At 52.1% G+C, this 23,013-nt stretch carries 12 protein-coding genes; 1 reads left to right on the forward strand and 11 read right to left on the reverse strand.

Translation table 11 applies throughout. The features are described 5' to 3' along the window. Positions 1 to 18: 18 nt before the first annotated feature. Positions 19 to 3,273, reverse strand: a complete 3,255-nt coding sequence (locus CHB92_RS11855) for a SusC/RagA family TonB-linked outer membrane protein (RefSeq protein ID WP_089319434.1) — start codon at positions 3,271 to 3,273, stop codon at positions 19 to 21. Positions 3,274 to 3,545: 272 nt separating this feature from the next. Further along, entirely contained in the window at positions 3,546 to 4,796 is a 1,251-nt protein-coding gene (locus tag CHB92_RS11860; protein WP_089319435.1) for an exo-beta-N-acetylmuramidase NamZ family protein, read from the reverse strand. A gap of 611 nt (positions 4,797 to 5,407) precedes the next feature. On the opposite strand from CHB92_RS11860, the gene CHB92_RS11865 reads away from it, so the two are divergent. Further along, positions 5,408 to 7,708: a GH92 family glycosyl hydrolase gene (locus tag CHB92_RS11865; RefSeq protein WP_089319436.1), complete on the forward strand. Its 2,301-nt coding sequence runs from the start codon at positions 5,408 to 5,410 to the stop codon at positions 7,706 to 7,708. 160 nt (positions 7,709 to 7,868) lie between these two features. Here the strand turns inward: CHB92_RS11865 and CHB92_RS11870 are convergent, their stop codons facing one another. From CHB92_RS11870 to CHB92_RS11910, 9 genes are all read right to left on the reverse strand, one after another. Continuing rightward, complete coding sequence (locus CHB92_RS11870; protein ID WP_089319437.1) at positions 7,869 to 8,912, reverse strand: sialidase family protein; 1,044 nt, start codon at positions 8,910 to 8,912, stop codon at positions 7,869 to 7,871. Positions 8,913 to 8,986: 74 nt separating this feature from the next. Beyond that, positions 8,987 to 10,075 (reverse strand): family 10 glycosylhydrolase, encoded by a 1,089-nt coding sequence (locus tag CHB92_RS11875; RefSeq protein WP_089319438.1) that lies wholly within the window; start codon positions 10,073 to 10,075, stop codon positions 8,987 to 8,989. Further along, positions 10,072 to 11,265: a carbohydrate-binding family 9-like protein gene (locus tag CHB92_RS11880; RefSeq protein ID WP_245842504.1), complete on the reverse strand. Its 1,194-nt coding sequence runs from the start codon at positions 11,263 to 11,265 to the stop codon at positions 10,072 to 10,074. The genes CHB92_RS11875 and CHB92_RS11880 overlap by 4 nt, the downstream gene beginning before the upstream one ends. A 42-nt stretch (positions 11,266 to 11,307) precedes the next feature. Continuing rightward, the gene (locus CHB92_RS11885) at positions 11,308 to 13,707 is read right to left on the reverse strand and encodes a glycoside hydrolase family 3 N-terminal domain-containing protein (RefSeq protein ID WP_089319439.1); all 2,400 of its coding nucleotides are present in this window, start codon (positions 13,705 to 13,707) and stop codon (positions 11,308 to 11,310) included. Between the two features lie 172 nt (positions 13,708 to 13,879). Next, entirely contained in the window at positions 13,880 to 15,739 is a 1,860-nt protein-coding gene (locus CHB92_RS11890; protein WP_089319440.1) for a glycoside hydrolase family 35 protein, read from the reverse strand. Between the two features lie 19 nt (positions 15,740 to 15,758). Next, positions 15,759 to 17,246 carry an alpha-L-fucosidase gene (locus tag CHB92_RS11895; RefSeq protein WP_089319441.1) on the reverse strand — a complete coding sequence of 496 codons (1,488 nt, stop codon included), beginning with the start codon at positions 17,244 to 17,246 and terminating at the stop codon, positions 15,759 to 15,761. Positions 17,247 to 17,295: 49 nt separating this feature from the next. Beyond that, entirely contained in the window at positions 17,296 to 18,762 is a 1,467-nt protein-coding gene (locus tag CHB92_RS11900) for an alpha-L-fucosidase (protein ID WP_089319442.1), read from the reverse strand. 75 nt (positions 18,763 to 18,837) lie between these two features. Next, positions 18,838 to 21,288: a carboxylesterase family protein gene (locus tag CHB92_RS11905; protein ID WP_089319443.1), complete on the reverse strand. Its 2,451-nt coding sequence runs from the start codon at positions 21,286 to 21,288 to the stop codon at positions 18,838 to 18,840. A gap of 144 nt (positions 21,289 to 21,432) precedes the next feature. Then, positions 21,433 to 23,001 (reverse strand): SusD/RagB family nutrient-binding outer membrane lipoprotein, encoded by a 1,569-nt coding sequence (locus CHB92_RS11910; protein WP_089319444.1) that lies wholly within the window; start codon positions 22,999 to 23,001, stop codon positions 21,433 to 21,435. Positions 23,002 to 23,013: the final 12 nt, after the last annotated feature.

Genomic DNA, 23,013 nt, shown 5'->3' on the forward strand with positions numbered 1-23,013 from the left:
ACTATCTTAATTTAAATATTAGAAAGTAGCTTGAAGGCCAAATGAAAGTGTTCTACGATAAGGGTAAACACGTCCGAAAGACGCTCTGTCGTTCAGGCCGGCCGTCGTGTAATCCACTTCCGGGTCAATCGGCATATCACCAAGTTTGTCTTTCTCAAAGAGGTTCTCCCCGCTGAAGTACACCCGCAGGCGCTCTATCTTCACTTTCTCGGTCAGGCTGCTAGGCAGGGTATAACCAAAGGAAACGTTCTTCATTCTCATGTAGGAAAGGTCGAGCAGGTATTTGGTCTGCGGCAGGAAGTTACGCGCGTTGTTTGACTGACCCTGATCTGTTGGGCGTGGATAGAAAGCATTAGGGTTCTCAGGTGTCCAGTAGTCCAGCTGATGCGTGTACCATGCCTCTCCTGGTCTGAAGCCAGGGACAAACAGTGGGCCGCTAGCCCAGAAATCACGCTTGCCTACCCCCTGCACAAACAGGTTCAGGTCAAAGCCTTTCCAATCGGCACCCAGACGGATACCGTACTGGTAGCGAGGAGTAGAGTTACCGATAACTTTCATGTCACCATGATCATCCACCGCCTGAGAACCTCGGTCAATTTTGCCGTCACCGTTCAGGTCCTTATACTTGATGTCGCCAGGGCCGTAAGAAAACCAACCGCTCTCGAAGTAAGACTGATCCACCACACCGTCGTTCAATACGTACTTGCCACCTACTAGTAACAGGTCTCCGTTCGCATCCTTCACAAAGTCATCTTCTGTAAAAAAGCCATCTGTCTCAAATCCCCATATCTCGCCAAGTAATCTTCCTGTGCGGTTATCATAAATGCCTTTGTTGTCGGCATACTTCGTGATTCTCTCTTGGAAGTCTGTCAGAGTTCCTGTCACATTAAAGTTTAAACCGTTAGCAAAGGTGTGGTTAAAGTCGAGAGCAAATTCCCAACCTGTGGTTTCCAGTTCTCCCAGATTTCGCTTGGTAGCCCCGGTGCCATAAGTATCAGGCAGTACAAGGCCCGGGCCATGCATGTCGCTGGTCGTTCTTCTGTACCAGTCAAAAGTAAGCCCGATCTTATCGCTCAAGAATTTTGAGTCAAAGCCGAAGTCAAGGGTGCTAACAGTTTCCCAGGTAAGCGCCTCCGGGAAAGCACCAGGAGTACCCACGGTAACGGTGTTTACCCCGCCAATTAACCAGCCAGATGAATAAGAAGACATTAAGCGGTAAATATCACCCAGGTAAGCATTCTGGTTACCGATAGAGCCCCATGATCCACGTAGTTTCAGGAAAGACAGCACAGGGGAGGCAAACTCCATGAATGGCTCTTTTGTAACCACATAACCTGCTGACATTGATGGGAAGAAGGCCCATCTTTTAGTTGGTGATAAACGGGAAGCACCGTCGTATCTGCCGTTAACCTCGAGAAGGTACTTATCTCTGAAAGCGTAGTTCAAGCGGCCAAAAGTACCCAGGGTCGCCCACTGGTCACGCGCGCCGTCCACAAACTGGTCTCCTGTCGCCAGGTCTATCTCCCCTCTGTTCGGGTCCATCAGGTTACGCTTCTGTGACATCTGGTACCAATACTCAAATGTTTCCACGTCTCCACCCGCAATTAGCTTAAAGGAGTGGTCACCAAAGTCCTTCATGTAGGTAGCGTAAGCTTTACCAACACTTCTGTTGCTCCAGTCTGAGTTATACTGCACTCTGTTATAGGCAGCGCTGCTGTAAGGCTCGTACTTTAAGTTAGCTCCGGTTGCCCAGAAATTGTAGCCAGACAATATGCCCCCTGTTTGGTGCTCGTGTGAGTTGTTGTACGTGTAGGTATAGTCTGCATCAATGGTAAGGCCTTTAGCAGGTCTCAGTGTACCGCCTAAGTTAAAGCGTGCCATGGAGGCAGCTTCGTTGTTCATTTTAGCCTGCTGCACCTCTGTGATGGCGCTTCTGAAAGGATGCCCTTCGTACGTGCCGTAAGGGTATACCGCTGGCCATCTGTAGAGGTAGTACCAAGGGTCGTAGGTCTCGCTAGAGAAGTAGAATGGACGTGTAAACTCACTCTTAGAGTACAATACTTTGGCACGTGCATCAAACCAGTCGGTCACGCTGGTGTTCACCCCCACGTTCAGATTATATCTGTTGAACTCATCCGGGTTAACTTTCAGAACACCCTCCTGCCCCAGGTAACCCAGGCCCAAGTAATAGTTCGTGTTTTCACTGCCGCCAGAAATAGAGATATCCTGTTTCTGCTGAGGGGTCCATTCTCTCATGAACATCTCACCCGGGTTCCAAGGGCGGAAAAAGAACAAGCGGCCACCGCGGATCTCGAAGTCACGCCCCAGTACCATCTCGTTGCCCAAGTCCTGTCCGCCATACTGCGCTTCCCACTCACGCATCTTTTTGATAGACTCCTCATCGATATACATGCCCACAATGCCGAAAACGTTCGTAGATGGGTTCGTTCTTTGCAGGGCTTTAAAAGCCATTTCTGCCCCTTCAGCGGCAGGAGCGATCTCTGGGGTAGTCGTTGGAGTGCTCCATGAGAAGTTATTGGAGTAAGATACTTTCGTGCGGGTTCCTCTCTTACCAGACTTGGTTGTGATCAAAATAACACCAAAAGCACCTCTGGCACCGTAAATAGAGGCAGAAGCAGCATCCTTCAGCACGGAAATTGACTCAATGTCCTCCGGATTTACCATCTGGAGGCTGGGGATCTCCACGTTGTCTACCAGAATAAGCGGCTGAGCGCCATTGGAGTTGCTCAGGGTACCGGTCATACCTCTTAGTCTGATGTTGGGGTTCTGCCCGATGGCACCACTAGGGGTAGTAATCGTTAAGCCAGGCGTAGTACCCTGCAGACCGCGCGCTACGTCAGTAACCGGTCTGGACTCCAGTACTTTTGTATCCACGGTAGCAACGGCACCCGTCAGATTAGCTCTTTTCTGGGTACCGTAGCCTACCACCACCACTTCACTAAGCGTCTTAGTATCCGGTGCAAGGGCCACATTGATTGTGTTCGCTTCGCCTACGACGCGCTCCTGCGGTAACATGCCGATAAAGCTGAACACTAACACACTTCCGGGGGCAGCCTGAATGCTGTAAGCACCTTCCGCATCAGCAGACACGCCGTTAGCTGTACCTTTCACCACCACGCTTACGCCTGGCAGTGCGATACCTTCTTCTGCAGAGGTCACCCTCCCGGTAATGGTTTTGCTCTGGGCAAAACCTGCCTGGGCTATCAGTAAGCTCAAGGCAAACATCATAAACCGTAGTAATACTTTTTTCATAAAAAGGATTTAAAGATGGTTACTTAAAAGGTTTGTTAATTGAGGTATTTGATTCATGGTTTTGATTGTAAACAACTTTGCCCTGGCAGTCTTCTCTCAGGACCGCTTTCGCGCTTTGCTCCCAAAAGCAGCTGTTTTACTAGCACTTTTCAGGAAAGCGTTTCCCGACAGCAAGAGGATTTGCACTTACAGAAGCTGAACTTCGCTTATACAATGGCTCCCCTGGTACTTCTCTTGTATTTTATGTTAAGAGGCACTTGCCCGGCAGTAAATCAAGGGTACAGTAAATATTTAGCCCGAACAGCCTTGAACTGGCTCAGGCCCGGCTCCCAGCTTTTCCGTATCTCCTCCTCGGGCACCCCGGCTATGATCTGCTCCTTCAACTGCCTGGTCCCCGCCAACTTGTCGAAATTGCCCATCTGGTTACTCTGTGTATAATCGAAAAACTTCTCTTTGTGCGGATAAGCCTGATACAGCTCGATAAGCCACCGCAGGTTGAGCTGTTTGCTTTTCCGAAGTGCCGCCGCATCATAGTTTCTCAAGTCCAGGCCGAAGCAGTCCTTGTCCTGGTGGAGCGGCGTTTCGCTCATTCCCTTGATGCCAACAGGCTTAAAAGAAAATGTGTAGTTGCCTTTCAGGTCCGGGTTCCCGAGAACAGTAAAAGGGAAGTAGGTCCCGCGCCCCTGGCTGATGATCGTTCCCTCGAAAAGACATAAAGAGGGATATAATAGAATAGATTGTGGCGTATTGAGATTGGGAGACGGGTTAACAGGCAAGACATAGGGCATGTCGTGCGCGTAGTTCTTCACCTTCACGATCCGGAGCTTGCACTGGAATCCATTCGCCAGCCAGCCCTCTCCGTTGATCATTTGTGCATATTCGCCTACCGTCATGCCATGCGCAATGGGCACCGGATGGATTCCGATCCCGGATTTGAGCTGCATGTCCAGTATCGGGCCGTCTACCAGATACCCGTTGGGGTTGGGCCTGTCCAGGACCAGCAGCTCGATGCCGTTTTCCGCACAGGCTTCCATTACCCGATGCATAGTAATGGTGTAGGTATAAAACCTGGCCCCAACGTCCTGTATGTCGAAAATCATCAGGTCGATATCGGCAAGGCTCTCTCTCGTAGGCTTGCTGTTTTTACCGTAAAGCGAAAAGACAGGTATACCGGTTTTGGGATCCACACTGTCGCTCACTTTTACACCGGCACTAGCGTCACCCCGGAAGCCATGCTCTGGCCCGAAAATGCGAACGATGTTTACACCCAAAGCGCTTAAGCTATCCACACTGGTAGCACGCCCTATAATGGAGGTAGGGTTCACGACCATGCCTACCCGTTTCCCCTGCAGGTATGGCAGATAGGCTTCAGTCTGATCAGCCCCTGTTACAATGGCCTCATCTGTTATAGCACCTGTTTCATTTTTGTCAGGCGCAGCAGTGAGTGCATACTGTTGCTGGCTACAGGAGAGGCTTGAAGAAAGTACTGCCAGCGGAAGCAGGAAGGTTAAGAATGCCTTCATTCCAAAAGGGGCTAATTATTTTATCTCTATGAACTTTTACTCTTGCAAAATCTACACGCTTCCTTGCCTAACCTTGCTGTTTTGTTTTAATACACCTCTCCTTTTTGCCAAACCTGCATTTTCAAGCAGGTCAACCGTCTAGCAAAGAATTAAACAAGCATAAACAAGTACTCACTCACCCTATCGCCCCATAAAAGTAGATAATTTTATTATAATGTAAAAGCTTTTCTCCTGTTTTGCAAATTAACCTGCAAAAACATGCATATCGCGGTAGATAACTGATACCCTTATGATTGTGAACTTCCAGCCTATCCTACACTGGATAAAGCGCATTCCGAGCATGAGGAAGTGCAGGTGAGGCCGCATAAAAGCCTGCAGAAATCGGAAGCCTTTGTTCGAATGGCATTTGCGGCAGCTGCACAGGCAACTTTGATGTGTGTGCGGCAACAAAAGCTACCTTTAATGCTTTTTCTTTAGAAAAAGGAAATAAAGTCTTTATCTTTCGTCAGGCGCTGCCTTACCTTTCTGCCTTTGCTTAGAGAGCAGGCTCAGGAAGAGAGACAGGTTCTGACCACAAATCGATATAAACCCGCAATAGAAACTTAACTTACATGAAGCAAAGGATTAGACGCCTGCTGAAGCCTGTTACTGTGTTTGCTCTTTGCGCTGGCCTGGCTACTGCCTGCAAAAGCCTGCCGGAGGAAACAAGCAGCACCTCCGCTCTTAACCTCACTCAATTTGTAGACCCTTATATCGGCACAGGGTTCCATGGCCATGTCTTTCTGGGGGCCAACGTTCCCTTCGGGGCAGTGCAGTTGGGCCCGACGAACATCTCAGAAGGCTGGGACTGGTGCTCCGGCTACCACTACTCTGACTCTACCATTATCGGTTTTGCCCACACGCACCTGAGCGGAACCGGCATTGGCGATTTGGGAGACATATCCGTGATGCCGACCACAGGAGCCGTAAAAGTAACCAAAGGCACCGCAGAGAACCCGGAAAGCGGGTACGTCTCCCTGTTCTCGCATGAGGAAGAAAAGGCCCGGCCGGGTTATTATGCCGTTAAGCTAAAGCGCTACGATATTGATGTGGAACTGACGGCAACGGAGCGCGTGGGCTTTCATCAGTACACATTCCCGAAAACAGACGAAGCCAACATCATCATTGACTTGAAAGAAGGCATCGGCTGGGACCTTTCCACGGAAGCCTATATAACACAGCTTAACGACAGCACCCTGGCTGGCTATCGCTACTCCAAAGGCTGGGCCGAGGATCAGAAGATTTACTTTGCAGCTGTTTTCTCCAAGCCCATCCAGCACTTCTCCAGCTATCAGATCACAGACTCGACCGGCACCACGGTTCCAGCATCTAAAGGGAACCGGTTGAAAGGTGTCGTAAGCTTTGCCACTGCAGCAGGGGAGAAAGTAAAACTGAAAGTCGGCATATCCCCTGTTAGCTCCGAGAATGCCCTGGCGAACATGAAAGAGGAGATTCCGCACTGGAACTTTGAGCAGGTAGTAGCGCAGGCCGATGCCGCCTGGAACAGAGAATTGCAGAAAGCGCAGATTCAGACAAAGGACACCGCACAGCTCCGCACGTTCTACACGGCTTTGTATCATACCATGATCGCCCCCTCCATCTTTAACGACCATAACGGCGACTACAGGGGAACGGACAACAAGCTCTACAAGAACGCTCCCTTTACAAACCTGACCACTTTTTCGCTCTGGGATACTTACCGGGCGGCACACCCGCTGTTTACCATTCTGCAGTCCGACCGGGTGAACGACATGATCAACTCGATGCTGGCCATTTACCAACAGCAGGGTAAGCTACCGGTTTGGCACCTGATGGGTAATGAGACAAACACCATGGTGGGCTACAGTGCCGTGCCAGTTGTAGTAGACGCCTATTTAAAAGGCTTCACCGGCTTTGATGCCGACCTGGCGTATGAGGCGATCAAGACAACGGCCATGCAAGATGATAGGGGCCTGAAAGCAGTGAAGAAGTTGGGGTACATCCCGGCAGACAGCGAGGTAGAGAACGTGGCCAAAGGCCTGGAGTATGCCATTGATGACTGGTGCATTGCCCAGATGGCAAAAAAGATGGGCAAGCAAGAAGACTACGAATACTTCAGCAAACGCGCCAGGAACTACCAGAACTACTTCGACCCGCAGACCCGTTTTATGCGCGGCAGAATTTCCCAGAACGAGTGGCGCACCCCTTTCGATCCTTTTGTATCCCGCCACATGAAAGACGACTTTACAGAAGGGAATGCCTGGCAGTACACTTGGTTGGTGCCGCACGACGTAGAGGGCCTGATGCAGCTTTTGGGCGGAGAGGCACCCTTTACGCAAAAGCTCGACTCGCTCTTCATCGTGGAGGGTGACATGGGTGAAGAAGCTTCCAGCGACATCACAGGCCTGATCGGGCAGTACGCCCACGGCAACGAGCCTAGCCACCACATTACCTACCTGTATGCCTATGCAGGGCAACCCTGGAAAACAGCCGATAAAGTGCGGTACATCCTCAGCAACCTGTACTCCGATAAAACAGACGGACTAAGTGGCAACGAGGACGTGGGACAGATGTCGGCCTGGTATATCTTCTCTACCTTAGGGTTTTACCCTGTTAATCCGGCAAACGGAGCTTATGTGTTTGGCAGCCCGGCTGTGGATCAGGCTTCTTTAACCCTGGCCAACGGCAAGGTATTCCGCATGAAAGCCATCAACAACAGCCCGGAAAACAGGTACATACAGAAAATATCTTTGGACGGCAGGCCCTATAGCAAGTCCTACATCCTGCACGAGGACATTATGAAGGGCGGTGAGCTGGTATTTGAAATGGGCAGTTCGCCGAGTTACTCCTGGGGAGTAGCCCAAAAGGACAGGCCAAAGTCTGTCTTGAACTAGACCCGTATTACTAACAAAGCAAGAAGGTCCCCGACTACTACCACAGCCGGGAACCTTCTTGCTTTATGTTCCCGTGTTGCTATTCAGAAGCACCCCAAGGCGGGCTAGCACCAACACTTACAGAGGCTCCGTTCTGTCTGTGCCAGGAATTAAGCTTTCTTCATAAAGCTTCTTGCCGCAAGACAACATGCTTTATATTTTTCCTGTCATAAGTGTAGGTGATATGCACGAGGCTATCGCTTGTCTGTATAACGGCAGGATAACTGTACTCCTCCTCTTTCCCATTTTCGAGTACAACTATGTCTTTCCATCTTCTACCGTTCTTAGAAGTGGCGACGTGCAGCTTCCCGCGGCCATTAAACCAATCCTTGCCAGGAACATCCGGGTTGTATACAATCAGTTGTTTGCCATCTTTCAGCGTTACTGCATCTGTACCCGCGTTAGGGTTTAACAAACGTGTTTCAGAAAGCTTTCCCCAGGTGTTGCCCCCGTCTGACGACCAGGCCTGCACCACCCTGCCTTGCTTGCTTCTGCACAGGATCTGCAGGCGCTTGTTTGAGTGAAAAAGGATACTGGGCTGAATCACATCAAACTCAGACTCTGGATCAACCGGGATGTGTTGCCAGGTTTTACCGCCATCACCGGACTTTTCGATATGCACTTTCCAGCGATCCGTACGCTCTTCCACGCTGGAGGGGGACAGGATGGTCCCGTCTGCCAGCTGTACCGGCTTGTTCTTGATAGGCCCCAGGATACCCGCTGGTAGTCTTTTGGCTTCGGACCAGGTTTGGCCATCATCCTCTGATCTCTTCACCATCCCCCACCACTCCCTTGGGTTAGGCCCTACTTTATAAAACAGAAACAAGGGGCCCGCCTGCGCTTTGAAAAGCACAGGATTCCAGGTAGGATAGCGCAGGGAATCGTTTATAATTCCATTAGCCACAGGCACAGGTTTAGTTGTGCCATTGGCATCTAATACACTCAACCAAATGTCAACATCGGACTTCCCTTCCGCCGATCCGCCAAACCAGGCTACTAAAAGCTTTCCTTCCGAAGTCTCCACTAAAGTAGAGGCATGGCACTGCCCAAAGGGGGCATCCTGAAAGAGGAATTCCTCCTGCACTTTTGTCCAGGCCGATTGCGCTTTCGAGTTATGCACTGTGGTAAGAAGACAGGTAAGAACGAGTAGAAAATATCTTTTCATTTAATGTTCAGCTCAGTTGATATCCTCTACTTTGGCACTCTTAAAGAGGACAGTTTAAAAGTTCACGTAAGCAGCTACACCTTTACAGCCGCTGAGGCCCGCTCCAATGCAGTTAATACCTCGTCGGTCACTTTCCCGAATAAAGAAATTCCGCCAGCCCCGTTTCGCATGGCATACTCCATCCCCTGCTGCAGCTCGGTATTGCTTTTAAAGTCGGGCAGAAAGATACCCGCGTATAAAGGGAAACGCCCGGCCAGGAAATGCACTCCCTCGGTTACAGCATCCCCAATCCAGCGTACATCTTCCTTGTAAAAGCCGTGGTAGATCATCGGGCAAACCCCATCCAGATTCCAATTCGTCCAGTCCTGCCGCACAATCCGGCGCGCTACTTCCGGGGTCGGGAAAACGGCTGCGGTAATAGCTTTCTTCTTATCCTTTGCCACCACAGCGAGTTTGTTTACCACGTTGCTGATGGCATTGTAACGGAACAGCCGCCACGACAGGCTTGCCTCCGGATACGCGATGCTCTCAATAGCCTCCCCCCGCCACTCTTTAAACCTGGTGCGGCACACCTCGCAGTAACAGTAATCGTACTCCGGCAACTCTTTAGTTTGCTCTATCTTGTAGTTCTCCCACAGGTTAACAGGCAGAATAACATCACAAAAGCGCACGTAGTCCAAGTGAATGCCATCCACGTAGTCCTTGCTTAGAATGTTACGAACATCGTCCTCCAGGTACTGCTGCACCTCGGTTCTGGAGGGGCACAGCCAGCGGTAATAGTTTACATAGGGCGGCTTATCGGCACAGGACTCTCCTTTCCGGTTGATCGCATACCATTCCGGGTGCTCCTTCAGCAATTCTTTTTCGCCCCGGTTCATTGTCCACATCCAACGGTGGGCCTCCAGCTTCTGGGCCTTGGCTGCGCGGAAATGCTTTTCACTGTCCTCTTCGAAGAAGATCCCCCGTATACCCGCCTCGTAATAACGCTTGTAGCGCTGCTGCAGCTCTTCCGCCTTATCCGCATGGTCGGGGTTAACCCACACCCAATGCTTCCAGGCTTTCTTTTTGTTCGGGCTGCTGTGCGCTGCCATGGCTGACACAGGCAGACTCGCCGATAACCCGGCCAGCACACTAGTTTTCAGGAATGTTCTTCTTGTTTTCATGGTGTCTCCTTAAGTAATCGAATAAGTCCATCTTGATTAATGCTCCATACAGCGCCCTCAGGCAGCTGAATGGTGGCCATAAACTGATGCCGCGTGGCTTTGAGCTGTAGCCGGTTGGGCTGTGTGTCAATTACTACATCCCGCATGTTCTTTAAGCCTGCCCTTGCCAGTGACTTGGCGTACTTCCCATGCTTCTGGTAATACTCCTTTTGCTTGTAGTACACCAGCCACAGGTAGTTCTTTTGCTTTTCGGTGTAGGGAAAAACAAAGGCCGGAGACCCGCTTCCGCTCTTTTGCCTTGTGAACTGCAGGTAACCCCAGCGCTCCGGGTAATGCATGTTAATTAGCCCCTGCGGCGACCACACCCAATTGTGCTCTGGCAAAAAGCGCCCTTTATCGTCCTTCTTTTTCACATAATTTCCCTCGTTGATCTCCGTGTCCCACTCTACCCTGGAAAAATTAACGCGCCACAGGCTACCCTCTTCCGGCACTTTTGTTTCGTTTCCGATCGTCACCGCCCTGAACGGGATAGCCATTTCCACAGTCCAGCCTTTGTCCGTATCCGCCGGATCATTTAAAGTACCCTGCACCTGCACGGCTGTTAGCAGGCCTTCCGCGTTCCAGGGAATCATGGCACCGCCCCCATTGCGATAAGGTTTGGGCAGGAACAGGTCGAAAATGGTGTTGAGGGCATTCACCTCTATCTCGTAGTATTGGTGCGTGCTGTTTTCCGGAGACAGAAAGACTTCGAAGTCATTGTCGTGGAAAATGATCTCGTCCCGCTGCTCCAGCGTGGCCCACACATGAGGCTCCTTCAGTTCCGCTGCAATAAACAGGTAGGTGTCGTCCCACAGCATTTTTACCCGCGTATCGAATGCGGGCTTTTGTTTGACGTCGCCCTCAATGTCTAAGAAACTGTCAGTCCAGGCAGCTCCTTCCCAGGCTGCGTCCTCAAGGTTTCCGTCAATAACAGGGGCCTCCTCGGCAAAGCGTGTAACGTAATGTTTCGGCTCTGTAAACAAAGGCTCGAGTCCGGCAAAGGGAGACTGGGCTTTTACTTCCGGTTTAGAGAGCAAAAGCATTATGAGGAGTAAGGCTAGGGCACGAAACACTTTTCCCTGTGCCGCCTCTAACAGTGCATTCAATTTTTTAGAGGTCATGATGTACGGGATATAAAAGGTCTTGGGCAAAACCCTTCGCGCAGGCTTTACCTTTATTAGAAATTGTCAGCCTTACTCCTTCTTGAGCATAGACAGCCGGATGGTATCCTCAACCCGGAACTCTGAATTAAGCCGGATATCTTCTGAAGAGGCCCCGACCATCACTACAAAGTCTCCCGGCTCTACGACCCACTGCATCTTGGCGTCCAGCAGCATCAGGTCTTCTGCGTTTAGCTCAAAGGCAATAGCTTTCTGTTCCCCGGCTTTCAGGTGGACTCGCTTAAAATGTTTCAGTTGCTTTAAGGGAGTGACGGTAGAGCTTACTTTATCACGTAAGTATAACTGCACTACTTCGTCTCCATCACGGGAGCCTGTATTCTTAAGGTCGAATTGCACCTTCACGCGAATGTTATCGCGGCTTCCGGAGGTGCTTACCTTCAGGTTACTATAATCAAAAGCTGAATAGCTTAGCCCATGCCCGAAAGGATAAAGAGGCTTGGCGTCCATCTCCACGTAATCATGCTTGGAGGGGCCTTTGGCATTGTAATAGACAGGCAACTGGCCGACATGCCGGGGCACAGAGATAGACAGGCGCCCAGCAGGGTTGTAGTCTCCGAACAGCACATCAGCAACAGCATGGCCTCCCTCCTGCCCTGGGTACCAGGCGTTCACGATGGCCGGCACGTGCGCATCCGCCCAGTTCAGGTTAAGGGGCCTGCCTTTTATGAGTACGACCACTACAGGCGTACCTGTTTTCACGACCGCTTGCAGCAGTTCCAGCTGCTTGCCCATTAGGTTGAGTGTGGCCCTGTCGAAGCCTTCGCCACTTTCCATATCGCTTACCGGCTTACCTTTCTCCGAGGCCGATACCGTGGCTGCCCCTGTGCTGATGTACTCTGTTTTAAAATCACGGGCGCTGGAGCCACCTAAAACCACCACGGCCACCTCAGCATTTTTGGCAGCTTTAACAGCTTCTGCAATGTCTGTCTTCGTCGTGTCGCGGATCGCGCAGCCTTTTACATAGGTAACTTTTGTTTGTGGGGACACTTTGCTCCTGATGCCTTCCAGCACCGTCACGATGTTGTTTTCCGGCTGTGGGGCAGTATAGTCGCCTAGCTGGTTGTAAATATTATCCGCGTTCGGCCCGATCACCGCTACACTTCTCAAGGTTTTACTTAGCGGCAACAGGTCCTGTTCATTCTTCAGCAAGACGATAGACTCCCGGGCTACCTGCCGGGCTAACTTCACATGCTCCGGGTTCTTTACCACTTTGGCCGCCTTTTTCGCGGACACGTAGGGGTTCTCAAAAAGGCCCATCTCAAATTTCAGGCGAAGCACCCGGCTCACGGCCTGGTCGAGTTGTTCGGTGCTTACCAGTCCTTTCTCTATCGCTTGCAGCAAGGCTTTATCGTAGCCATAGCCGCTCAGGTCAGCATCCAGCCCCGCATTTAAAGCCAAGGCTGCCGCATCGGCAGGGGTAGCGGCCACCCGGTGGCTGCCCACCAAACCAGAGATACTGCCAAGGTCCGACACGGTAAAGCCCTTAAAGCCCCAGGCCTCGCGCAGGACATCTTTCAACAGCATTTCATTTGCCGTGCAGGGTACGCCATCGATGGAGTTGTAAGCCGTCATCACAGAAAGGGCACCTGCCTGAACAGCAGCCCGGAAAGGAGGTAAGTAGCTCTGATGTAACTCCCGCAAGCCTGTGCTGATGCTCCCTCCGTTGTGACCACCCTCAGGTACCCCGTAGGCTGTAAAGTGCTTGAGGGTGGAGATCACGTTTACGCCACTCTTCAGGTTGTCTCCCTGAAAGCCCTTCACCATCGCCTCTCCCATGCGGCTGTTAAGCACAGGGTCCTCGCCATAGGTCTCCTCTACCCGCGACCAGCGCGGCTCCCGTGCCAGGTCCAGCACAGGCCCGTAGCCGATATGCGCGCCTTGCACTCTGGCCTCCGTTGCTATAATCGAGGCCATTCGCTGTATCAGGGCAGGGTTCCAGGTGCTACCCTGTCCGATGGAGGTCGGGAAAACAGTCGTACCAATGGCCATATGCCCGTGGGCGCATTCTTCAGCCAGGAGCAGCGGTATGCCCAGCCGGGTGTGCTCCACCACGTACTTCTGCAAAGCGTTGGTTGCTTCCGCTGCCTGCCCCGGGTTTAACCCGGTCGTAAGGGTTTTCTTGGTCCAGGGGTCTGCCCGCAGTGTTGCCCATAGCATGCCGATGTACCGCTCGTCAACAGCTTTTCGGAAGGCAGCGCTTTCCTTTACCTGCTTCCCCTGCTTGTCATACATCTCCCAGCCCAGCAGCGTCGATAACTGCCCTACCTTTTCTTCCAGTGTCATCCGCCCGAGCAGGTCCTGCACCCTGCTCTCCACGGGTGCGGCAGGGTTTTTATACACAGGTTTTGCCTCCTGCGCATAAGCAGTACTTGCACACAGGAATCCTAAACCTATAAGTAGCTGTTTGATCATGTTATTTTTGTTTTACTGCGACCTTCGTTTTGAACAGGATGCTTCCCCTTCATTTACCTTCCCTGTCTACCCAAGCGTACGCCTCCTCTTCACGGCGACTTAGCTAACTGCCTGAAAGCGCTGGTCGCAAAAAATCTGTTTATCGAAATTGTCTCTGATCCGTGTTGTCTGACTATTGCAGCTCTTCCAGTATTGGTGCTGGGGTAGACCTTAGTTCTTTCTGCAAGACGTCGTTTTGCTGTTCAAAAACAAGCACTTCGTTTTTACCCTTCTGAAGCCAGCAACCGGGCAGATACAGGGTCTGTTGCGGCCCTACTTTCCAGTAGCGGCCCAGGTTTTGGCCGTTTACGAACACGATCCCTTTGCCCCAACCCCGCATATCCAGAAATACATCTCCAGTTTCTTTCAGATCGAAGGTTCCTGTATACAATGTAGGTTGCCCCTGCTTGTTTTTGGCTGTATGCTTTTCCAGGTCCGGCACTTTATTAAATGGCAGCTTGTACATGTTCCAACCACCTGTAATCTCATAGTCATTGATCAGTACCGGAGATATGATGCCCTTGGTATTATGCACGATTTCAGCGCCGTAGTTAATGCGTCCCATGTTCTCTACAAGCAACTCCAGTGTCCCGTTAAAGGGAATCTGCACATCCAGCTCATACTGCTTGTTCATTCTGTTCAGCTCTCCGACTTTCCGGCCATTCACATACACGGTGGCATAATCACGCAGACCGTTTACCTGTAGCTTTCCTTTTACCGGCTGGTTAAACCGCTTGCTGTAGAGCACATACCCCTGCCCCTGGTTCAGTTCTTCGAAAGTCAGAGGAGTATCATTGGTAACAGGCTTCACCTCTTTTTTTAGATCAAAGAGGTCTACTGCTTTTGTCAACTGAATAGCGGGTATGGTGATGACCGGAATCTGCGCCGGAACTTCGGGGACGTTGTACTTGACGTGCTTCTTCATCAGGTCCCGTATCGCCCTGTATTTCGGGGTTGCCCAGCCGGCTTCGCTGATAGGCGCATCGTAGTCGTAGCTGGTAATATCCGGCTGTATGTCGTGCTCCTCGTTGTAGTTGGCACCCGAGGTAAAGCCAAAGTTGGTGCCGCCATGCACCATGTAAAAGTTAAAGTGCACCCCCTTGGTCAGGTAGGTCTCGGTTTGCCTGGCAATCTGGTCTGATCCTATGCGTATAAAAGGCTCTGCCCAGTGGTCGAGCCAGCCGGGGTAGAACTCGGCCACCATATAAGGTCCTGCGCCGTGGTACTTATCTACTGCTTTCTTCAGGTTATCGATGTTTCCTTCGCCGTTAGCTGTTGGCAAGGCCCCTGCGATAGCGCCACCTTCAAACAGCCAGGTGCCGTCGGAAGTGAAGAAAGGCCCCTCGAAGCCCGCCTCCATCAGAATTTGCTTGATGGCCGCGTTGTATTTCCTGTGCTCCTCCAAAGGGATATCCTCGCGCTGCGATACGTAGGAGCCAAACTCGTTCTCTACCTGCGTCATAATAATCGGCCCGCCTTTGCTTACCTGCAGCCCCTTTACCTGCTCTGCCAGTTTATTGATGTACACTTTGCAAGAGTCCAGGAAAGGCTGATTGTTCGCCCGGATCACCAGGTCTTTGTTCTGCTGCAGCCACCAGGGGTACCCGCCAAACTCCCACTCGGCACAGGCGTAAGGCCCGGGCCGCAGGATGACAAACAAGCCTTCTTCCTGGGCTGTCTTGATGTACTCCGCCAGGTTTCTGTTGCCTGTTTTAAAATCCCAGACGCCGGGTGCTGTGTTATGGTAGTTCCAGAAAACATAGGTCGCGACCGTGTTCAGGCCCATGGCCTTCATCATCTTTAAGCGGTGCCGCCAGTACTCCCTAGGGATGCGGGCATAGTGCATTTCGCCGGAGTGAATCTGGGTGGGCTTGCCGTCATAGAGAAACTGCCCGTCCTTCACCTCGAACGTGTGCTTTTTCTGGGCATTAACTGACAGCGCCAGCAACAGCAGCATAAGGACCAGCCCCTGTTGGAAGAAACTTTTAAACATTTGTATTAGAGTGTACTGCTTAATAAACTTCTACATTCGAGATAACAGGACTTGCCTTGGAATCCGTGATGTTGACCCGGATCTTCTCTGTTGTCACGGGATTATCTAGCTTCAGGATGCGTTTGTAGCCGATGGTCGTGGCACTTGCCACCGGTTGCCAGGCACCATTCTGCCAAGCATCTACGGTGAAGCCCTTTACCCGCTGCCCCAGTTTGATGTACTCCTGCAGCAGCACATATTTCACGGGCTGCACTTTACCTAAGTCTATTTCCAGGCTACCAGTCGTAATGCCATCATCCGTGGCCCAGTAAGTCTCTTTGTCCTCGTCTGTCACCTGATTGGCAGCGTAGGCACGGGCATTGCCACGATAGGAATCTGCTTTGGCCTTTGCCCTGGCAGCCAGGTTTGTTTTAAACTCCCGGTCTATTATCTGCCGCCATTCTTTCAGGGCCTTCACATCCTTTTCGTGAATCAGGCCGCGCCTGTCGGGAGGCACATTCAGGAGCAGGGTAGAGCCACGGCCAACTGACGTCAGATAGATATCAAACAATTTCTCCGGCGACTTCACCAGGGAGTCTTCTTTAGCATGGTAGAACCATCCTGGGCGTATGGAGACGTCCACTTCTGCCGGGATCCATTTCGCGCCGTCCTCGGCCCCTGTGCCCAACAGTTCTTCTATTCCCGCTTTGCCGGCATAAAGGGTGTCGTTGCTGATGGTGTTCCAGTTCGTTTCCCCTACATAGCCACGCTCATTGCCGACCCACCGTATGTCCGGTCCGGCATCGCTAAAGAACAGAACCTTAGACTGGGGCTGTAATTTGTTTACGTAGGCAAGGGTGGTCGGCCAGTCGTAATAGGTAGAACGGTCAATTTTGCGCACCTCCCTGGCTCCGCCATAATAACCGTCTCCGCCGTTTGCCCCGTCGAACCACATCTCGAAAGCCGGGCCGTAGTTCGTGAATATCTCTTCCAGTTGATTACGGTAATACGCTATATAAGAAGCCTGCCCGTAGTCTGCCCGGTTTCTGTCCCAAGGCGAGAGGTAAACGCCGAACTTCAGGCCATGGCGCTTACAGGCATCAGATACTTCCTTTACCACGTCGCCCTTGCCGTTTTTGTAAGGACTGTTGGCAACAGAGTGCTCGGTGTATTTGCTGGGCCACAAGGCAAAACCGTCGTGGTGTTTACACGTCAGGATCACGCCTTTGAAGCCGGCCTCTTTCAGGGTCTTTACCCACTGGTCGGCATCCAGCTGGGAAGGGTTAAAAATAGCAGGGCTTTCGTCGCCATATCCCCACTCCAGGTCTGTAAAGGTGTTGGTGGTAAAATGCACAAAAGCATTCATCTCCATCTCATGCCAGGCCAGCTGTGCCTCTGAGGGCACAGGGTAAACAGGCTGTGGAGGGGCTACGCTCACGGCTGATGAGGAGGTGGTATTACTTGTAGAGCAGGAAAAAAGGGTGCCTGCTAAAACGGCAGCAAGCACCAACCGGCTGTATTTCTTCATGTGGTATGCTGTAAAGTCTCTCTAAAAAGCGCTTCGCTAAGCGCAAATACTACTCGGCTGTGAAAGCGAAAGCCAGGGCCGGATAAGCGCCCTTCTCCTTCGACAAAGATTTGGGCAGATACACCCGCACCTTCTCGCCTTCTTTCACCCATTTCACAGTTTTGCCATTATGCAGGAGCTTCATCTTGCTTCCCCGTTTGGGCATGTTACCCGACCATTCGAGCGTAGTTGGCACCGCTTCGCCTTCTGGCAAGCAGGCAATGGCGTAGCGCAGTTTGTTCTTTCCTTGGGTAAAGAAGGTGCTGCCGTCCTGGTAATGCGCTGTGGCACGGGTACTGTAAATGGCCTCGCCATTTGCCTCCAGCCACTCACCAATGTCGGCTAAGCGCTCTACTACCTCTTCGGGCAAGGTTCCGTCCGGCTTAGGCCCCACCCCCAGCAGCAGGCTACCGCCTTTGGCTACTATTTCGACTAAAGAGTGAATGACTTTTGTGGGCGACTTGAACTGGTCGTTCGGCACATACCCCCAGTTGTTTCCGAGGGTCATGCAGCTCTCCCAGGGGTTGTCTATTTTGTGGTCCGGCACGCGCTGTTCCGGCGTCTGGTAGTTTTCGTAAGGACCGTGGACAGTTCGGTCTACAATCAGCAAGCCGGGCTGCGCCTGTCGCGCCATGGTGGCGATGCGGGGCATGTCCACTTCCTGGCTAAACTCCGGGATGGCAGCTCCCCAAGCACGCACCTCGTCGTTCACCGTCTCCAGGGGTCTTACCCAGCCCCCATCCAGCCAAAGGATATCCATGGAGCCGTAATCGTGCATCAGCTCGCTGAGCTGGTTGTAGGTAAACTGCTTGTACTGGTTCCAACGCCAGGGATGCTTGCGGATATCGTAGTTCACGTTGCGGTCTGGCGTAGCGTATTTCGGCCACCAGAAGTACTCCGAGTGCCAGTCTGGCTTAGAGAAGTAAGCGCCGATCATGAAGCCTTCTTGGCGGAAGGCCTCGAATACGTGTTTCGCGACATTGGCACGCGGGTGAGCAGCAAAAGGACCGTTCGTGATCTTAAAGTCCGTCTGCTTGGTATCGAACATGTTAAACCCGTCGTGGTGCTTGGTAGTGAACACCAGGTAGCGCATACCGGCCGCCTTCGCCGCGCTGGCCCACTGTTCCGGGTTAAAGTTTACGGGGTTAAACTCTTTGTTCAGCCCCCAGTACCACTTCTTAAAGTCTTCGTAGGCAACGGTGCTGTCGCGCTCAATCCAATCCTCCGAGCACAGTGCCCACGACTCGATCATGCCCGGCACTGCATACAGCCCCCAGTGGATAATCATTCCGAACTTCTGATCCTGCCACTTGTCCAGCTTTTTTAACACCAGTGGATCAGTAGGCGCTTCATAAATGGAGGATTGACGGTGAAGGTTATCCGTTTGTGCCTGCACAGACGCAGCGGCACCTACCGCTAAAAGCAGCGCAGCCACGCCCTTGGCGACAGCGGCCTTCTTTGTAAAGCTAAAAAACATAAGCAGCTGTAAGTATTGGTTCAATCAAGAAGATAGCCATTTGTGATTTAACTGCACAGGCATCTTCATCTTATTTTAGTCCTGCACAACGGCCTGCCCTTTTTCTATGCTCCAGTCGTTGCCGTAGAAGCCAGCCGTTTTCACTCCCTTGTCGCCATCTTTCAGCATGCTGAGGGAGAAGATCATGTAATCGGGGAAGCCGCTGCCGCCCGCAAAGTACTGGTTGGCGTCAGCCGCGTGCATGCCCTTTAAGCCCGTCCCGCTCACCACAGCCACAGAGGCAATGTCGCTATCGGCACGAGGCCACATGAAATAAGCACCCAGGTCATCGCCTTTGTACAGTTTGTCTCCCACCTGCACCCTGTCGCGCTGCACCTGGATCGGGCAGTTAGCCAACAGTTTTTTCCAGGCGCTGTTGGTCGAAGCGTTACCATAGAGCACTACGCCCCTGTCTTTGTAAGTAGCAGCCTTGAAGTCTTTATCCGAAATGATGTCCACTGCCCCGTTTCCCCGGTAGTACCATACCTCCGCATCATAGCGGGCCTTGTTATAGGCCCACTCATTCTCTTGTTTGTTCCCGGACGTGCCATACACAAAGAGCATGCGGTAGTTGAACGGTTCTTTAAAGGTGCCATTCCGGCTGGTCCCCTTCTGTGTGAGCAAGGGCTTCTCTCCTACCTGCCACTGGCTCTTCTGCGTCAGGTACAGTACCTCAGTTGGTGACTTCACCTCGTAGTAGAAAGGCGCCTGGTCATCCAGCTTGATGGTAAGCTTATCCCCTACCTGGAAGTCGTTCAGGGCAAAGCTTAAAGCAGCCACGTTCTCTGTTTTCCCGAAAATGGTTTTCCGCTTTTTGTTTCGGTCCAACTGCACCCGGCTGTACTGTAGGGGTTTTTGCTGCTGCAAGACAGACACCCAACTGTAAGTGGATGAGATGGCAGGGTTGGCTGTGCTGAAATTCACTTTGTTGATGGCGCTGTCGCTCGGGATGGTGTGCCACTTAAAGTAATCGAAGAGCGGATCCCAGTCCACGCTTTCGTTTCCGAACCAGTGTGAACCACCGGGATACTCGTAATAGCTAAAGTCTTTATGGAAGGTAGAAAGCAGCGCTTTCATCTGCCTGGCATAGTCTACAGAAACTACTTTGTCACTGTCGCCATGGTGAATGTACACCCCACCCGCTCCGTAGTTTTGTGCCAGTTCATACACATTGCTTGGGTTGCTGGCTTGCAAGAGCAGATTTTCGATGTGGGAGCGCCCTTCTGTAGGAATCTTGCCATCGGCAGAGCCGTAGGCCGCCAGCGTTGGGTAGCCCGCGCATGGGGCAATCGCCGCCCACTTACCGGGGTAGGTAGCGCCAAGGTACCAGGTGCCATGCCCGCCCATAGAATGGCCGGTCAGGTAAATCTTTTTCGGGTCTGGCTTAAACCTGTTCTTCGCAATTTCAAACACCTCCATGGCATCCAGCCGGCCCCAGTCCTCCCAGTTAAAGCCTCTGGGCCGGCGGTTGGTAGGCGCTACCAGCGTACCCCAGCTTTTAGGCCGGTATGCCCTTGCCTGGCCGATGGCCTCCACACCGGCACCGTGTACCGACAGGAACAGAGCAGCTGGCTTTTGATCCGGCTGTGCCTGCGGTGTTACGCCATAATACTGAATGCTTCCGTCTATATTGCTGACAAAGGTGTTGCTGTAGTGCTCATTGGCCGCTACAGCACTTAGCGTAATGTCCTGCGCATCCAGCTCTTTTCCTTTTTGCAGCAGGCGCACCGTACAGGAGTACTCTCCTTTCTGTGTTACCTGCGCGGCATCCATGCGAAAACCTACTTTGCGTGTCGTCATGGGCGGCACAGTGGCTACGGCTGTCAGGAGCTCCCTGCCTTCCAGTTTCGTTTTAAACTGTAGGTTAGTCAGCGGCTGTGCCGTGGCATTGATCACCACCACTGCCCCCCAAAGCGGCTCGGCCTGGTTCCCTAACACAATGTGTGGCAGGGTGGGGTCCTCTTTGTTAATGCTCACGGGCTTGGTTGTGGGGGTAAGCTTGGCCGTGATCCCTCCCCAGGCAGAAAACCGGGACCCTCTTATGTATAGTTCGTTTGTTCCTTTCTTAAGTTGTACAGGCAGGTACAGCCATCCGTCGCTGTAAATATCGCCTGTACGAGGCTGACCGTTAAAATACAGCATGCTGTGGCCAGCAACATTTAAAAGAGCTGTTTGCTCTTTGTCAGATTCATAAGTGAGGTAGAGGTAGCCGTTTGCAAGTGCTCTTCCTCTAAACTTTTCGGTACTGTCGGCAGTAATGGCTTGCCAGACAGCATTTGTACCGGATACTCCTTTCCCCTCGGCCGGCTTCTGAAGGCCTCCCCCATAAAGCTGATAAGCCAGTTGGTCGGTGTAAAGCGCCTCTCTTCCGTACTGATGGGCGTCTTGTATCACTAAGCCTTTGGTAAACTGATAGACATCCTGTGCTCGGGCCTGTGCGGCAAATAGTAGAAACAGTAGCAGGAATACGTTCTTTGTGTTTATCATCGTGCTGTCAGTTAATGTCTTTTTTACCTTGGTTTTTGTGCCAGACGGCAATTGTAAAGCCTGTGCTAGATGCTTGAACAGGTATTAACAGAAACAAAAAAGCGAGGCTACCGAAAAGCTCCGGTAACCTCGCTGTCTGTCAGGTTACTTTACGTCCCAGAATATTTTCCCGGTACGCACATCGCTTGCCCGAACAGTCTCATAATTGTTCGTGTTGTAGGCTGCCTCGCTGCTTGGGTAAGTCAGGCGTGAAGGCGGCAGCTCATACCCAGCCAAAGTGGACGGGGTAAAGGTTAACTGCGGATACCCTGTTCTTCTGTACTCAGACCAGCTTTGAACAGCCTGTAAGAAACCGAAATGTACCCACTTCTGCGTCCAGATCTTCGCCAGCTTCTCTTCCTGCGTTCCGGTATAGGCCACAGCCGCGTTATCCAGGAAAGCCGCCATTTCTTCAGCCGTTGGCGCCGCCTCCTTTGCTTTGGAGCTGGAGCTGATGTTGTTCAGGTAATAGTAGAAGTCAACTGACTGCTCCAGCGCCTTTCTGTACGCCTGCTCTGGCTCTCCTCCGCCCCAGCGCTCATAGGCCTCGGCTTTCAGGAAGTTCACCTCAGCGGCTGTCATGGCGATGCCCGGCAGGCTGCTGTTGTTCAGGAAAGTAGCGGAGTCCAGGATCGCGAAATCCTCTCGCTTCTGTGTTTGCTCTTCAGTACCGAAGGACAGCGGCATGGCTTTAAATTCGGCGTTCGGCACAAAAGCGCCGTTCACGGTTCTGCCGTACTTATCGAACAGCACCTCAATGCGAGGGTCATTCGCAGGCTTCAGCACATTCTCCAGCATGTACTCAGGCGCTGAATGGCTGCCGATCTCCGTTAAGGCACTGTTCAGGGTGTTGGTGTAGTTTGTGAGCGGCGCCAGCAGGATGTTAAACTGTGACTCGTCTACCAGTGGGTACTGCCCCGGCGCATTGAGCATCGCCAGTACTTCCTGCTTCGCAGCGGCCTCATCAGCAAAGGAGGTACGCATCAGCAGGCGCAGGCGCAGAGAGTTGGTATAACGTCTCCACTTGTCTACGTTGCCGCTCAGCATGATATCCTGCTTCTGGAACGCAGCGCTTGTCTGGGCAGTAGCGAAATAAGCAGAAGCTTCCTCCAGTCCGGTCAGGATCGCCTCATATACCTCTTCGGCGTTGTCAAACTTTGGTCGTACCACGGTACCTGTCAGGTTCAGGCTGCCTGCCTCGCTAAATGGTATTCCTCCCCACAGGTCCACCATCTCAGAGGCCTCGTCCAGCATGATCACTTTAGCGGCCTGCACGAAGATCTCGGCAGAGGCCTTCTCTCCTTCGGGTAATTTGGCATAAGCCGCCTCTATGGCTCTGAAATGGGCCATGGCTCCACCGCCGTCACCGCCTGGTCTGTAGAAGTCATCCCAGCGGTTTTGGGTGTAACCCGGGTTCTGCTGGTACTTCGTGTTTGAGTTCGAGAACGAAAGTGACTGCGTGTACACCCCAGGCTGCATGGCTACGAAAGTACGGACATCCCAGTAAGAAGGGCGCACACGGTTGTTGTCCAGCATCTCGGTAAAAAAGCCACCGATAGATGCCTCTGTTGTTTCTTCCGGATTGTAAAAGTTATCCTCCAGCTGGTCCTCACAGGCCGTCAGGCTGGTGAGGGCCGTGGTGGCACCTAGTATATAAACGAATATTCTCTTCATGATAAATTCCTT

This window comes from Pontibacter ummariensis (assembly GCF_900188175.1).
In the GTDB taxonomy this organism is placed as follows: Bacteria; Bacteroidota; Bacteroidia; order Cytophagales; family Hymenobacteraceae; genus Pontibacter; species Pontibacter ummariensis.

Coding starts and splice junctions, on each gene's coding strand:
- CHB92_RS11890 (WP_089319440.1), bottom strand. CDS start 15,739: ATGTTTAAAAGTTTCTTCCAACAGGGGCTGGTCCTTATGCTGCTGTTG.
- CHB92_RS11875 (WP_089319438.1), bottom strand. CDS start 10,075: ATGAAAACAAGAAGAACATTCCTGAAAACTAGTGTGCTGGCCGGGTTA.
- CHB92_RS11895 (WP_089319441.1), bottom strand. CDS start 17,246: ATGAAGAAATACAGCCGGTTGGTGCTTGCTGCCGTTTTAGCAGGCACC.
- CHB92_RS11905 (WP_089319443.1), bottom strand. CDS start 21,288: ATGATAAACACAAAGAACGTATTCCTGCTACTGTTTCTACTATTTGCC.
- CHB92_RS11865 (WP_089319436.1), top strand. CDS start 5,408: ATGAAGCAAAGGATTAGACGCCTGCTGAAGCCTGTTACTGTGTTTGCT.
- CHB92_RS11860 (WP_089319435.1), bottom strand. CDS start 4,796: ATGAAGGCATTCTTAACCTTCCTGCTTCCGCTGGCAGTACTTTCTTCA.
- CHB92_RS11910 (WP_089319444.1), bottom strand. CDS start 23,001: ATGAAGAGAATATTCGTTTATATACTAGGTGCCACCACGGCCCTCACC.
- CHB92_RS11855 (WP_089319434.1), bottom strand. CDS start 3,273: ATGAAAAAAGTATTACTACGGTTTATGATGTTTGCCTTGAGCTTACTG.
- CHB92_RS11870 (WP_089319437.1), bottom strand. CDS start 8,912: ATGAAAAGATATTTTCTACTCGTTCTTACCTGTCTTCTTACCACAGTG.
- CHB92_RS11885 (WP_089319439.1), bottom strand. CDS start 13,707: ATGATCAAACAGCTACTTATAGGTTTAGGATTCCTGTGTGCAAGTACT.
- CHB92_RS11900 (WP_089319442.1), bottom strand. CDS start 18,762: ATGTTTTTTAGCTTTACAAAGAAGGCCGCTGTCGCCAAGGGCGTGGCT.